General features: G+C 64.6%; 9 protein-coding genes and 2 pseudogenes. 9 read left to right on the plus strand and 2 right to left on the minus strand.

What is annotated here, in order from left to right; all coding sequences use genetic code 11:
* The first annotated feature begins 231 nt into the window (after positions 1–231).
* The 8 genes and pseudogenes from AB2L57_RS09205 to AB2L57_RS09240 all read left to right on the plus strand — a co-directional run.
* Positions 232–3540, plus strand: a complete 3309-nt coding sequence (locus tag AB2L57_RS09205; RefSeq protein WP_409046893.1) for a hypothetical protein — start codon at positions 232–234, stop codon at positions 3538–3540.
* Positions 3537–7688, plus strand: coding sequence for a DEAD/DEAH box helicase (locus tag AB2L57_RS09210; RefSeq protein ID WP_409046894.1), 4152 nt, complete (start codon positions 3537–3539; stop codon positions 7686–7688). The genes AB2L57_RS09205 and AB2L57_RS09210 overlap by 4 nt, the downstream gene beginning before the upstream one ends.
* Positions 7689–7918: 230 nt before the next feature.
* Positions 7919–9481, plus strand: a complete 1563-nt coding sequence (gene istA / locus AB2L57_RS09215; RefSeq protein WP_409046895.1) for an IS21 family transposase — start codon at positions 7919–7921, stop codon at positions 9479–9481.
* Entirely contained in the window at positions 9478–10224 is a 747-nt protein-coding gene (locus tag AB2L57_RS09220; RefSeq protein ID WP_409046896.1) for an ATP-binding protein, read from the plus strand. Before istA ends, AB2L57_RS09220 begins: the two co-directional genes overlap by 4 nt.
* Before the next feature lie 101 nt (positions 10225–10325).
* Positions 10326–10649 (plus strand): transposase, encoded by a 324-nt coding sequence (locus tag AB2L57_RS09225; protein ID WP_409046897.1) that lies wholly within the window; start codon positions 10326–10328, stop codon positions 10647–10649.
* Positions 10646–11131 carry a hypothetical protein gene (locus AB2L57_RS09230; RefSeq protein ID WP_409046898.1) on the plus strand — a complete coding sequence of 162 codons (486 nt, stop codon included), beginning with the start codon at positions 10646–10648 and terminating at the stop codon, positions 11129–11131. The genes AB2L57_RS09225 and AB2L57_RS09230 overlap by 4 nt, the downstream gene beginning before the upstream one ends.
* Before the next feature lie 602 nt (positions 11132–11733).
* Positions 11734–13101 (plus strand): group II intron reverse transcriptase/maturase, encoded by a 1368-nt coding sequence (ltrA, locus tag AB2L57_RS09235; RefSeq protein ID WP_267189910.1) that lies wholly within the window; start codon positions 11734–11736, stop codon positions 13099–13101.
* Between the two features lie 106 nt (positions 13102–13207).
* Positions 13208–13684, plus strand: a pseudogene (locus tag AB2L57_RS09240) (IS3 family transposase); the annotation flags it as partial.
* Positions 13685–13710: 26 nt separating this feature from the next.
* Here the strand turns inward: AB2L57_RS09240 and AB2L57_RS09245 are convergent.
* Both AB2L57_RS09245 and AB2L57_RS09250 read right to left on the minus strand, forming a co-directional pair.
* A pseudogene (locus AB2L57_RS09245) lies at positions 13711–13845 on the minus strand (IS3 family transposase); the annotation flags it as partial.
* 34 nt (positions 13846–13879) lie between these two features.
* Positions 13880–14050: a hypothetical protein gene (locus AB2L57_RS09250; protein WP_409046899.1), complete on the minus strand. Its 171-nt coding sequence runs from the start codon at positions 14048–14050 to the stop codon at positions 13880–13882.
* Positions 14051–14223: 173 nt separating this feature from the next.
* Between AB2L57_RS09250 and AB2L57_RS09255 the strand changes: the two genes are divergently transcribed.
* On the plus strand, positions 14224–14556 hold the full coding sequence (locus AB2L57_RS09255) for a hypothetical protein (protein WP_409046900.1): 333 nt from the start codon (positions 14224–14226) through the stop codon (positions 14554–14556).

Genomic DNA, 14556 nt, shown 5'->3' on the forward strand with positions numbered 1-14556 from the left:
TACTCACTTTCCGAGCGCTCGCTCACTGTCTCGTCGGCGCTTCGACCTTTGTTTGACCGCGCGCTAGCCCCTGGGCTACCGCTCTGAGCCCGCCGTCGGATCCGATCTGGTAAGCCGATCGAGATCATATCTGGCGGCCCTGCGCCCTACGCGTGTGCGCGCAACTGACGCAAACGATGTCGCTGCCTGCCGATAGTCTGCAAGGCTCTGCAGGGCGGGGGGAGAACGAGGATGGAAATCAGTGATTTTCGTGAGCAGGATCGCGAGTGGCGGGCGAGGATGCGTGGGCTCTCCCTCGTCACCGAAGCGGACTTCGATGCGGCGCAGGCGATCGAGCATCTCCGCGAGTTGGGTGACAAGTACCTCGTGCTCGCGGGACTCCGGAAACCTCGAGGGCCCCTTCTCAACCGATACTGCGCCACAGTCTTGACGGGATTGACGGCGGTGGCTTCGTCAAAATACGACGAGGGGACCTTCTGGCCTCGTGTCAGCGAAGTCACCGGCATCGAGATGGTCCAGACTCAGCAGAAGGAATTTGCGGAAGCCTTTCGGCACGGTCTTACGTTGCTCGGTCTATCGCGGTTCGATACTCCGCTGCGCAATCTCGGTGAGATTCTCATGCACGCAGGCATCCCGATATCCGGCATCGGGGACTTCCTGCGGCTTCTGCAGCGTAGAGATTCGCTGACGTATGACCTGACGGGCACGGATTTCTGCGCCTGGGCGGCCGCGATGTCTCGGGGCGTTGCCGCGAGCAAAGGGCTCGATGCTCCCACCTGGCGTTTCCTCACGCAAGCCGGTGAAGTCGCGACTGAACTTGTCGATCGATTTCTCGGCATCCTCGACGCCCTGGGCTCGGGGGTGGATGCGTCCGAGGTCTCACTTGATGCCCTCCCCGCGCATATCGCTGCCGAAGTAGGCCGCCTCCTCGTCGCGGGTGAAGTGAGCGCTGGGCGCCAGCGCCGGCGGCGAGAGCAGCGATTCGTGCCGCGGCTCGTCTACATCGACGGGGAAATACAGGTCCACTTGCCTCCGTTCGAGCATCGTTGGAAGACCGGCGTTACCTGGCAGGTCACCGTCGCGGGGGAGTCTTGGACCCGAGTAGTCTCTGCGCCGCTCCCCGGTGACTCCGTCGAACCGACTCGCGAAGTCATCCGCAGACCGGAACGGAACGCTCTGATCGCCATCGAAGGAGGCGAGCAGCAGTGGGATCTGCCGGTGGTTGATGCTGAGTCTCCAGCTCTCGTCTTCGACGCCGCCTCGCGTGCGGCACTGCCATCAAGTCATCAGCTGCCGAAGGGCCGAGCATGGATAGCCGTGCCGAACGAGAGCGACCTCGATCTCGCGGCCGTGCTGGATGTTGAGGGCACGCTCGTTGTTATAGATGTCGTCGACGCGCCGTACGGATGGGACAACTGGGCGTTCGCCCTCGTCGATCTGACAGACGTCGTGCGCCTACGGCCGCGCGGTGACGGCAGCGAGTTTCGTTGGCGCTACGTGTCCTCGATCACCCGGCCGTACCTGGAGAATGTCGAGACGCTACCCTTCGTCCGTAGCGCTGCCGGTGGACACGTGTTTGCGGAGCGACCGTCCGTGTGCCTCCCGGCAACGCCTCAGGATCCCGGAGGGCGTCTAGCAACAACAGAGTGGAACATTGCTGTTCGGGGAGCCGGGGCGGACGAGACCTATTCCGTTGTCGTCAACGTGGGCGACGAACCGATGACGTTCGACGCGTGGCCGGATTTCTGGGGCGAATCGATCGTGGGCGAATTCGAGATTCGTGCGCAAGGCCCGCTGGGCCGAGGGGCCATCTTCATGATCGCAATCGCCGAAGGTTACGCGTCCGCCGCTACCCCGGAGTTCCGTTGGCTTGCACCGGGCGGTGGTCTGGAACCATGTGAACTGGTGCTTTCGGGAGCGGACCGGGAGCACATCGTCCATCTGGCGAGCAGCGACCGAAGCGTCGGGGTGGAGCTCGTAGGCGAAGCGCGTGCAACAACGCTCGCCGTCGTGACGGACGTCGACCACATGTGGGTCAGTGCGGTGAGCTCCGAAGGCGCTTCAGCGCCAGGCATCGGCGCGGTGAATATCGAGCTCGACAGCGTCGCAACGTCGATGCTTCGCCTCAACACCCAGCCACGGCAGGGGGGAATCGTCCGTCTCGAGGCCGGGCGAACCTCGATTCAGACTGCGGATCTCCGCGCGAACCAAACGGGCATTGCAACCCTCAACCTCGCCACCTTTGCGGATACGGCAGCGCAACGTGGGGTCAGCGAACTCGTCTACGACGCTGTCGGTAGAACTGTCGTCCTCGCCAGGATCCGGCCCAAGGCACTCGTCTCCGAAATCGTCATCGACGGGGATCACCTACGAGTGGCGAAGAATGGTGAGTCCTTGGACCTGGAGCTCGGCATCTACCTCGATTTTGCTCCGTGGCGCACGCCGGAGCTTGTGCACGTACCGGCGGAGGTGAATCTGATCCCTCTGCCAGAGCCTCTCCGTGGGCGCGGACCCGCACGCATGCTCGTACGAGTTCGGGACCCGTGGTCGTTCGACCCTTGGCCTGCGCGGCTCGGTGACCCAGGCGACAACGTCCATCGCTTGGACATCCCGGCGGCTGTCGGCGACGGGGGCATGGAGGATTCGTTCATCGGATGGGTGGCGGATATCGCGCCCTGCCCCGAATCACCCGAGGCAGTCGATTATGCCGTAGATATCTATGGACTACTCCGGGCTGCCCGCGCGGTGCGCCCCCGACGTGCATTGCTCGCCGATGTTGGCCAGCTGACGCGACGATACGGGGAGCGGTTTCACGGAGCTGCTCGGGCTGCGCGGTGGTCTCGTGCCACGCACACACGGCTCGTCGTCGACGGTTGGGCAGCCACGGCACGCACGATGGACCGCGCGCTCGATACTCGTACATGGCGGATCTCCCCGTTTTTGGGATTGCTGGAATCGCTGGGTGCATGGGATGGAACGAATCCGGAACTCGCAGATTCGTTGGACAGCAACCTCGGGCCGAGTGCTCGGCAGATTCTTGAGTCGGGGACTGACGAATTTGAGTCGGTAGGTGCGTTCCGTCGTGAGGCCGAGATCATGTCAGGGATGCCGATCGACCAGTTGAATGCGCTTTGGCGCGTAGCGTCACCCATCCCGGGCTTACTGCTCGAGCGCGATCAACGAGCTCTGCACGCGCGCTCTCTTTTCGATGCCCGAGTCGATGCGCGAGTCCGTGAGACCGCGCTGGCTGCCGGCGCAATCGTCGGGGGCTGCCGCGCTCTGTTGGGGCGCGAGTTGGGCGAGCGAGCTGTTGGCCCCCTGCGCGCTCGGTCCGGCGGAGACGGATGGCCGTTGCTGCCATGTGTCTCGATCAGCCTTGCGCTCGTTGCGCGCCTGGCGGCGCGCGGCTCGCACGACGCGCTCGCCGTCTACGAGCGCAACCGCTTCGCGTACGCAGAATTAGCTGATTGCGCGCCCGACTTCATTGAACAAGATCTGGTGCTCGCCGAGCTCTGGATGACTCGCTGGGAGAACGAATGACGTCCATCAACCCACTCGCCGTCAGCGACCGTCTGTCGGATGCGTATCGACGCTACTTGGGTAGCCTGATCAGCCCGAACGACCCAGATCTCGCGGCCGCTCTCTCGGGCGAGATCAATCGCCTGGCTGGCGCGCGAGAGGGCCTGGTGAAGGGGCCCTACCTCGAACTCACGCCTGCCTACCTGCAGGGAGCGAGCGCGAGGGAACTCATCGATAGCGGGGCACTAGGTGCGGAGTTCGCTCGTCTCGAGAGCGAACATTTCAGTCTCGCGCGCCCGTGGTACTCGCATCAGGTTGCTTCCTTGGAACAGATTCGTGCTGGGCGCAATGTCGTCGTCGCCACGGGAACCGGTTCCGGCAAGACAGAAAGCTTCCTCCTCCCCATCCTGGACGGGATACTTCGAGAGCCCGAGAAATCCCTGTCGACGCCCGGGGTCCGAGCCCTTCTTCTGTACCCGATGAACGCACTGGCGAATGATCAGCTCAAGCGTTTGCGTGAAGTGCTGGCTGAAACGCCCGAAATTACCTTTGGTCGTTACACCGGGGAGACCTTGGAGCGCCGCCCGGACGCCGAGGCGAAGTTTCGAACTCAGCATCCGAACGAGCCCTTGCTCCCTAACGAATTGCTGAGCCGGGAGGGAATGCGCAAAAACCCGCCGCATCTGCTGCTCACAAACTACGCCATGCTCGAATACCTGTTGCTGCGTCCCGAGGACAGCGAGCTGTTTAGCAATCCGTCCGCCGAAGGTTGGCGATTCGTTGTGGTTGATGAGGCACACGTGTACGACGGCGCCAACGGCGCCGAGATCGGGTATCTGTTGCGGCGACTTCGAGAGCGGGTGGCGTCGGGACGCAATATCCAGGCGATAGCGACCAGCGCGACCGTCGGGTCTGACCTCGCGCGGGCCGCAAAGTTCGCCAGTGATCTGTTCGGTGCGCCCTTCGACGCCAGTCAGGGCGACGTCGTCACAGCCAGCCACAAGCAGCTCTTCCGTGAGGCGTCGTGGGGAACGTTCGACGCCGCGAGTATCTCGCCCGGCCAGACGCTTCGCGGGCTCGTCGCAGACGCACGTGCGGCTGGCGCTACAGGCGAGACCGATTTCGACGTGGTTGCGGGAGAAGAGACGGTCCGAGAGCTGCATCGGCTCGGGACGGGCAAGCCACGAACACTGAGCGATGTTCTGCCCCGACTGAGTAATCAGCAACTCACGGCCGAACAGCTCACCACGCTGGTCGATCTCGCGGCGCAAGCGAAGGATCCCGAGGGCACTCCGGCGCTCGCGGCGAAATACCACCTGTTTGCCCGCGCCACAGAGGGTGCGTTCACATGCCTCTCCGAAAGCGGCCCGCATCTTTCGCTCGCTCGGAGGGAGAACTGCCCGGACTGTGGATGGTGCGCCTTCGAGCTGGCAGCGTGCAGACGCTGCGGCGGAGTGCATCTCGTCGGTTCGGAGCGGATCATTGACGGGGTCGTTCACTTCTCGCCGAAAGCGGCGGGGGTCAACCGCACGGTGTGGATGAGTTTCGACCGGTCCGATACCGACACACTCGATGAAGACGATGTCGTGCTCGATGAGGCCGTGCTCGACGATGCGAGCGAGGTTGGTCTTTGCCTTCGGTGCGGGTCCGTGGCGTCGAAGGCGGGGGGTCTATGCGCGGCGAAGGGTTGCGGAGCTCGCACCGTGCGAACGTCGCGCGTGGCACGTAGTGGTAACTCGTCTCCCCGCTGCATGGAGTGCGGCGCTTATGGCCCGCGCACGATCCGAAGATTCGAGAGTGGCAACGACGCGTCGGTGAGCGTGCTCACCACCGCCCTGTACCAGGAGCTCCCCGGAGCCGCCTCCGGCGCGAGCTCTCACCTGCCAGGGGCGGGCCGCAAACTACTCGTCTTTAGCGATAGCCGACAGCAGGCCGCGTTCTTCGCCCCGTACCTCGAACAGAGCTATCAGCGACTCATGGAGCGCCAGATCCTCGCTCGCGCAGTGGGTGGTGCGCAGTTCGAGGGCGAGGCGGCCGCCACAGAGGACATCGCGTCGAAAGCACGGTTGATTGCGACTAGAGCAGGCTATTTTCCCGAGGCGTGGAGTTCGCTCAGAAGGCAGACGGCGGCCGAAACATGGGTTCAGGCGGAGGTGATGGCGTTGGACGACAGGCAGTCGCTCGAAGGGGTCGGGCTCGTCAAGTGGCGCATGCGAGAACCAGGCGCGACCGATTCGCTCCGACCCTTGCTGACGGCGGGGTTCACCGAGCGGGAGGCGCTCGATACTGTCCAAGCGCTCGTTCGCACGTTACGACTTCAGGGCGCGGTCGCGGCTCTCGAGAACGTGGATATAAAGGAGTCACTGTTCGAGCCCCGGCTTGGTCCGATCTACGTGCGCCGCGTGGGGGGAGATCCAAGGCGCCGTGTCCTCAGTTGGTCGCCGACATCTAGCGGCCCGATCCGTCGGAGTAACACGCGGTCTTGGTACCTGTCGCGGATCTTCGCAACGATGGGACTTGATGCCAGCGAGGCAGGCATGGCCCTGGACGGACTCTGGAATCTGCTTACAAACCCAACTGGTGAATTCTCGCTGTGGTTCGTGCATCCTCAGACCCAGGATCTCGGAGCAGTCTCACAACTAGATCCCACCGCCCTCGAGGCAACGCTGATGCGAGAAGAGGATCCTCTGTGGCGGTGCGAGAAATGCGGGGGAGTGGGGAACATCAATGTTCGAGACGTTTGCCCTCGATTCCGTTGCGACGGTTTGCTTGCGCCGTGGGCGCTCTCACGCGACGGGAAGGACGAGGGACACTACAGGCATCTCTACCGGACGCTCGAAGCGATCCCGCTTTCGGCCAGCGAGCATACGGCGCAATGGACCAGCGAAGAGGCAGCACGGATCCAGCAGGAGTTCATCGACGGGAAGATCAATGTGCTGTCTTGTTCCACGACCTTCGAGCTCGGCGTCGACGTTGGTGAGCTTCAGTCCGTTGTGCTGCGGAACGTGCCGCCGACGGTGTCGAACTACATCCAGCGGGCCGGTCGAGCTGGTCGCCGCACCGACAGCGCCGCGCTCGTTTTGACATATGCTCAGCGGCGCTCACACGACTTGACGGTGTATGCGGATCCTGCCAAACAGATAGCCGGGGCGGTCAGGACACCGGTCGTCCCAACAGGAAATCCGCGGCTCGCCGAACGGCACTTTTTTTCCGTGGCGTTGGCCGCCTATTGGCGTGACGTTTTTCAATCGAGTGCACGCCAGTTCAGGTCGGTGGAGGACTTTTTCGGCGTGGCAGACGGCGCGGCGACATCAGCCGCCGAAGAAGTGGCTGCGTGGCTCACGGCGAACAAGCCACGGCTTGACTCGTCTATCGCCAATCTCGTTCAGAGTACGGGCCTCGCCAGGGCGGACTGGGACTGGCAGAAGTGGACCGGCAACTTGACCGCTCTTCTGGCCTCGGTTCAGCGTGACTACAGAGCAGATGTGGAACTCTACGAGGACCTTCTACACACAGCGTTCGACGAGCGGAAGGGCAGTCAGGGGGACTACTACAAACGAGTGTTGAAGACGATTCGCACCCGTAGCCTTCTCGGCTTCCTCGCCAACCGCAATCTGATCCCCAAGTACGGCTTCCCCGTGGACACCGTCGAGATGAGGATTCCCGGTGGTCTGGCGGATTCGGGCAAGCTCGACCTCGCTAGGGATCTCTCCCAGGCGATCTTCGAATACGCACCTGGCACCCGCGTCGTAGCGGGCGGAAAGCTGTGGACCTCGGTGGGAATCGCGCGGCAGAAAGAACGCGAGAATCCTCCTGTCTTTTACCGCATTTGCAAAAAGTGTGACTCATATACCGAGTCCCCACAGGACAACCGGGACCCTTGTGTCGTGTGCGGGGCTGATCCGACGGGAGTGCCGCACAAGTACATCGAACCCCGATTTGGCTTTATCGCGGGTAGCGAGTCAGAACGTCCCGGCGAGTCGGCGCCCCGAGCCAGTTGGCGCGGCGAGACACGGATCGCCAAAGACGGTTCGATCGTGGATTCCGGAATCGTCGATCTTCCCCGCGGACAGATTGCGTTGCAGGTCATGGAGCGCGCTGCGATGGTCAAGATCAATGCCGGTCCGAGCGACGCCGGTTTCAAGGTGTGGGGACTGCTGCACGGATAGGTGACATCTGATCTGGCTTGCCCGGGAGGGTGGCCTGGAAGGATGGCATCGTGCCAAAGCCCTATCCTGAGTATTCGCTCTTCTGAGGGCCACCGATATTGCGGCCGAGGGCCGGTCGCGCAGTGACGGGATCGCTTCGTTGGAGGCCACCAAATATTCGGGTTCAGGGCCATCGTTTCTAGGCTCCTTCTGCCGCGCGGACCTATCGCGCGGCAGAAGGAGTAGTTCGGATGGTACGCAGGATCAAAGCGAAGCTGGTGCTGAGGCTTCGCGCAGAAGGATTCACGGGGCGGCAGATCGCCGCGCAGGGCATGTCCCGCACGAGCGTGGCGGCAGTCATCGACGCCGCTGACCGGGGAGGGATCGGCTGGGACGACGTCGCTGATCTCGACGAAGCCGAGGTGTATGCGCGGCTGTTTCCGGGGCGGGGTGAGCATGACAGTGTTCACGCGCAGCCGGACTGGGAGCGGGTGCATCGTGAGCTCGCCCGTGTCGGGGTGACGCTGAAGCTGTTGCACGGCGAGTACGTCGACGCCTGCCGCACCACGGGATCGACGGCGATGGGGTACGACCGGTTCTGCAAGACCTACCAGCAGCACGTGCTGATCGCCGGGGCCGCGTCGCGGGTCGGTCACAAGGCCGGGCAGACGGTCGAGGTCGACTGGTCGGGCAAGACGATGCAGCTGACCGACCCGGTCACCGGGAAGCAGGCGCGGGTCTACGTGTTCGTCGGCACGCTGCCGTTCTCGAGGTTCGCGTTCGTGGAGCCGACGCTGGACATGAAGCAGGACACCTGGTTGCGCGCGCACGTCGCGATGTTCGACTGGTTCGGCGGCAGTGTTCCGCGAATCGTGCCAGACAACCTGAAGACCGGGGTGCTGAAGCATCCCGCGGAGGGCGAGGTGGTGCTCAACGACGCCTATCGAGAGCTCGCGGCGCACTACTCCGCGGCGGTGCTGCCCGGCCGGGTGAGGAAGCCGAAGGACAAGGCGAGCGTCGAGAACACCGTCGGGAACATCGCGACTTGGGTGATCGCCGGACTCCGGGATCGGCAGTTCGCGACGCTGCCGGAGCTGCGGGCGGCGGTCTATGAGCGGGTGGCCGCTTTCAACGCGGAGCCGTTCCAGAAGCGCGCCGGCTCGCGGCTGGGCGTGTTCGAGGGTGAGGAGAAGCCGCTGCTGCGGCCGCTGCCGCAGGTGCCGTTCGAGATCTCGCGGTGGTTCTACGGCCGCCGGGTGCAGAAGAACGGGCACGTCGTGTTCGAGCGCAACTTCTACTCCGTCCCCTACGTGAACATCGGCCGTAGCGTCGACCTGCGCATCACCGACACCACGCTGGAGATCTTCGACGGCGATCAGCGCCTGACCAGTCATCTGCTCGCCCCGGTGGGGGCCTCGAACGAGTACCGCACCCACGACGCGGACCTGCCGGGCAGGCCCCGCTACCGGCAGTGGGACGCCGACCGGGTTCGGGAATGGGCAGCCCGGATCGGCGAGGACACCACGACGGTGGTGAACCGGATCTTCGAATCGGTGCCCGTCGACGAGCAGGGCCTCGACGCAGCCCTGGCGGTGCTACGGCTGACGCGCCGCTACTCCGCGGCCCGGGTGGAAGCAGCCGCCGGCATCGCGCTCGCATCACGGGTCCGCTCGCCGCGCTACGCGCACCTGCGGCCCATCCTCGAATCGAACCAGGATCACCCCGACGGCAGGAGCCCCTGGTCGGAACCGGCGATAGCGGAGCCCGCAGGCTACGTCCGCGGGGCGGACTACTACGCGGGAGGCGCCCGATGAGCCGGCTCGACTCCGAGACGAAGCGGAAGCTCCGGGAGATGGGCGTCGCGTCGCTGGTCGACGCGCTCGAGGTCCAGGACGACACCCTCACCCTGGGGATGGTGTTCGAGGAGCGCGTGAAACTGGCCGTCGACGACGCCCACGCCGCGTTCAGCCACGCCAAGGTCGAAGGCCTGATCCGGCGGGCGGGACTGCGCTACCCGAACGCGGACCTGCGCCGCCTCGACCTGCTCGAACAACGCGGCCTGGACCGCGGTGTGATCGCCCAGCTCGGCACCTGCCAGTTCATCACCCGTCAGCAGAACGTCGTGTTCCAAGGCTTCACCGGCTCCGGGAAGAGCTACCTCGGATCCGCGCTGGCGAAGCAGGCCTGTCAGCACCGCTACCGGGCGCACTACATCCGCATGCCCGACCTTGAAGAATCCTGGGCCACGGCGAAGGACAAGCCGGCAGGGAAGGAGAAGTGGTTGCGCAAGTACGCCGCTTTCACCCTCCTCGTGATCGACGAATGGCTCCTGGACAGCCCCGACGACAGCGTCCGCGGCATGCTGCTCGAGCTCCTCGAACGCCGCTACGACGCCTCGTCGACGGTGTTCTGCACCCAGTACGCGAAGAAGGACTGGCACCAGCGCCTCGGCTCCGGAGTCCACGCCGACGCGATCATGGACCGCATCGTCCACAACACCATCTGGATCGAGACCGGCGACGTCAACATGCGCGAACACACCGCCACGACGAACTGAGCCCAGCCGGTGAGCGCCACCACCCACCCCGGGTGGCGCTCACCGGCAATACTCACTGGCCCCGAATCCCAATATCGAATGGCCCTGAACCTCAATATCCAGTGGCTCTCAAGAGTCCAAATACTCACTATCCCACCGAGTTCCGTGACGACGTGGTCCGCGTCGCGAGGAACCGCGAGTCCGGAGTCACGATCGAGCAGATCGCGAAAGACTTCGGCGTCCACCCGATGACGTTGCAGAAGTGGCTCGGCCGCGCCGCGGTCGACGAGGGCGCCAAGCCCGGCCAGTCCCGGACCGAGGCGGCGGAGATCCGTGAACTGCGGAAGCGGAACCGGCTACTCGAGCAGGAGAACGAAGTACTCCGGCGGGCGGCGGCGTATCTGTCGCAGGCGAACCTGCCGGGAAAAGGCTCTACCCGCTCGTGACGGAGCTCGCCGCTGCAGGGATCCCTGTGACGGTGACGTGTCGGGTTTTGAAGCTCTCTCGTCAGCCCTACTACCGGTGGCTGGCCGCTCCCATCACGCCCAGTGAGGTGGTGGAGGCGTATCGTGCGAACGCGTTGTTCGACGCGCACAAGGATGACCCGGAGTTCGGTCACCGGCTGCTCGCCGACGAGGCAGCGGAGGCGGGTGAAGCGATGGCCGATCGGACCGCATGGCGGATCGCATCGAGCAATGGCTGGTGGTCCGCGTTCGGGAAGAAGCGGGGCCGCAATGGCAAGAAGCCAGGCCCGCCGGTCCACGACGATCTCTGCGCCGTCATCGACGAGGACGGCAGAACGCGACATGTGTTCGCGGCCGAGGCGCCGAACGAGCTCTGGTTGGTGGACATCGAGCGCCACGAGGCGCTCTTGAACCTTGCGGTGGTGAAAGGACACCGCTCGGCGCCTGTCGCAGCAGGCGTGTGATAGCTGGAGGACGATCTGGCCCGTTGGCGTGAGCGGGTTGGGTGGAGCAGTCCTCGACAACGACGAGTCGTGCCAGAACTGCCAGATGGTGCGGGCTCGGCTAGCGAGACGGAGAGGCATACGGATAGGAACCAGTGGCTGAAAGCCTCTCAATACGAGACCACCGACTCCAACCTGGCGGATGCGGGTCGGGTTGCATCGCGCACCTTCACGGCTTCGGCGGTGAGGGGAACTCCTGGGCTGGGTGATGTCGCCGGTCGGGAGGCCACGGTGAAAGCCTGCGGCGTAGCCGTGGCGAGGATGCTGGGGCATAACTGGGTGCCGATCCCGTCGAAGGGTTCGAGAGTGAACGTGGGAACTATCCCGGCCTCGCCGGAGGTGCGTCGCCGCCAGCGACGACACCGAGGGCTGAGCGCACGGCCTGCTGATCGGGCCGGGATGGGACGGAGGGCCCGTAGTAGTCCGAGGCCGGGAAAGCCGGCCGCATGGCGAAGGGGTCCAGTGTGATCGCAGGATCGACAAGCAGTAAGGGAGACACAACCGTGAATGCGGATGTTCCGTGGCCAGCCGATACTCAGGAGGCGTGGGCGCGGGTACTGAGAATGCAGACGAAACTGCACCAATGGGCGACGACCGACCCCGGTCGTCGCTTCGATGATGTGTTCAACCTGGTCTATGACCCCGGGTTCCTCGTTGCGGCGTGGAGCCGGGTGGCGGGCAACAAGGGAGGCCGCACCGCCGGAGTCGACGGAATCGCCCCGCGATCCGTCCCGCCGGAGAAGGTGCACGGGATGCTCGCCGAGCTGCGCGAGAGCGTGAAGCACGGCGAGTTCGTCCCAGAGCGGGTGCGTCAGAAGTCGATCCCGAAAGCGAACGGCAAGGTCCGCAAGCTCGGGATTCCGACGATGACGGACCGGATCGTTCAGGCCTCTTTGAAGCTGGTGCTGGAACCGATCTTCGAGGCCGACTTCCAGCCGTCCTCGTACGGGTTCCGGCCGCGCAGGCGGGCGCAGGACGCGATCGCGGAGATCCACTACTACGCCTCACGTGGCTACGTGCAGGTGTTCGAAGCGGATATCACCGCGTGTTTCGACGAGATCGACCACGACGCGCTCATGCAGCGCGTCAGGGCGCGGGTCGTCGACAAGCGTGTGTTGCGTCTGGTCCGCGGGTTCCTGAGAGCGGGCGTCCTCAGTGAGGACGGCGTGAACAGGGACACGTTCACCGGCACCCCGCAAGGCGGGATCTTGTCGCCACTGCTGGCGAACATCGCCCTGTCCGTGGTGGACGAGCACTTCCAACGCAAGTGGGACATGCTCGGCCCGCAATGGTCGCGCACGAAGCATCAACGCGCCGGGGGCGCGACGATGAAGCTGGTCCGCTACGCGGACGACTTCGTCGTCCTCGTCCGCGGCACCCGCGAGGATGCCGAAGCGCTCTGGGACGAAACAGCCACCGTGCTCGCGCCGATGGGTTTGCGCCTGTCGGTCGAGAAGACGACGGTCACGCACATAGACACCGGGTTCGACTTCCTCGGGTGGCGCATCCAGCGCCGCCGGATCAGAGGTCATGGCGGGAAGACCGCGATCTACACCTACCCGTCACGGAAGTCGCTGGCTTCCATCCGGGACAAGGTGCGGACGCTGACCCGCCGGGCATCCCATCGAACGCTCGCCGACCTGCTGCGCCGCCTCAACCCGGCGCTGCGGGGCTGGTGCGCCTACTTCCAGCACGGCGTGGTCAAACGCGTCTTCACCGTCATCGATCACTTCGCCTTCTGGCGGATCGTGGGCTGGCTGAAGAAGCGGCACCCGAAGCTGAATATGCGCACCCTCGTCAGACGGCACCTGCCCCGGTGGCAGATCCGCGCCGAGGGGATCGAGTTCTTCCGTGCCTGGCAGGTCCCCGTGACCCGCTACCGCTACCGAGGAACCCGCATCCCGAACCCCTGGGCGAGCGTCACGGCGTGATCGCATGGAGAGCCGGATGCTCAGGAATGGGCACGTCCGGTTCGGAGGGCGGCCAGCAGAAACCCACCCGGCGCAAGCCAGACAGGGCGCTGCTGGCCGACCCTACACGGAGCACAAGACCGCGGAAGGCAAGCTCTACTGTTGCGCGATCAAGGACGTGTTCTCCGGCCGGATCGTGGGGTACTCGATCGATTCGAGAATGAAGTCTCGTCTGGCCGTCCAAGCGCTCGAGAACGCTGTCGCCATGCGCGGCGACGTCGCCGGCTGCGTGGTTCACAGCGACCGAGGATCTCAATTTCGGAGCAGGAAATTCCTGCGCGCCCTGACCCGACACCGCATGGTCGGATCGATGGGCAGAGTCGGCTCCAGCGGAGACAACGCGGCCATGGAAAGCTTCTTCGCGCTGCTCCAGAAGAACGTCCTCGACCGCCGATCCTGGACCACGCGTGAGCAACTGCGCATCGCACTGGTGACCTGGATCGAGCGGACCTACCACCGACGCCGACGCCAACGGCGCCTGGGCCGTTTGACGCCCATCGAGTTCGAGACCATCATGAACACGACCGCCGCACTGGCGGCGTGACTACAACCTGTCACCTATCCGTGCAGCAGTCCCTCGTGGCCGACACCGACCTGGCGAGCGACGGCCGCTGACGCGGCCGTCAACGAGGGATACTCCGACCGGTGCTCACGCACCAAACGGACCGCCCGGTCACGGAGGGCGGGATCGATCTTCTTCGGCATGACATACATCCTTCCAACTCAAAAGGATGCGGCATCAAACCTGGGGCGCTTCAAGCTGCCCGACGGTGATCCGTTCTTTCGCGATCTGCACCAGCGCGGCCAGTTGCGCGTCGTCGTGCGCGGAGCCGATGTGCTCCACGATCGTGCGGACCCCACGATGCTTGCGGACGATCTGGACCGCCGTCGCGCCAGACGCGGTCCTCACCTTCCGCACAAACAACCCCACCGAGCGAGTCTAAATCGACGCGGTTAGTGCCCCGCACGGACACCAACACCCCCGGAAAATCAACGATCCCAAGCCCCCGAAACCAGAATCACGAGAAAGTGGCACGAGTCAGGGGGAGCGCTAGCACAGGGGTGAACACGAGGCCGTCGTTCATGACCGTCACGACTTGGAGTCGTGGTTTCTACTCCGGAAGGGTGGTGCTCTCCGGCCATCTGGACCTCGAGGTAGCGGTGATCCGGGTCACCCGTGGGGTAGTCCGCCGGGTGAACCAGACACCAGGGGCATGCCGATCAACCAGCGCCACCTGCGTGCGCTTCTTCGAGCGGACGTGCGTCGTGCCGCGCCTGAACGCTTCCGATGGCGCCGAGTTCGCCTTGGCGCGCTGGCTGGGTCGGCAGCTGCACCGTTTGCGGATCGGAAGCCTGGAACAGAACCGAGCAGAAGCGATCAACTGGCTGCTTCGCATGCGACAACGTGGCACCTAG

The sequence above is a fragment of the Microbacterium sp. HA-8 genome, assembly GCF_046111165.1.
GTDB lineage: Bacteria > Actinomycetota > Actinomycetes > Actinomycetales > Microbacteriaceae > Microbacterium.

Coding starts and splice junctions, on each gene's coding strand:
- AB2L57_RS09210 (WP_409046894.1), top strand. CDS start 3,537: ATGACGTCCATCAACCCACTCGCCGTCAGCGACCGTCTGTCGGATGCG.
- AB2L57_RS09255 (WP_409046900.1), top strand. CDS start 14,224: ATGACCGTCACGACTTGGAGTCGTGGTTTCTACTCCGGAAGGGTGGTG.
- istA (WP_409046895.1), top strand. CDS start 7,919: ATGGTACGCAGGATCAAAGCGAAGCTGGTGCTGAGGCTTCGCGCAGAA.
- AB2L57_RS09205 (WP_409046893.1), top strand. CDS start 232: ATGGAAATCAGTGATTTTCGTGAGCAGGATCGCGAGTGGCGGGCGAGG.
- ltrA (WP_267189910.1), top strand. CDS start 11,734: ATGCAGACGAAACTGCACCAATGGGCGACGACCGACCCCGGTCGTCGC.
- AB2L57_RS09220 (WP_409046896.1), top strand. CDS start 9,478: ATGAGCCGGCTCGACTCCGAGACGAAGCGGAAGCTCCGGGAGATGGGC.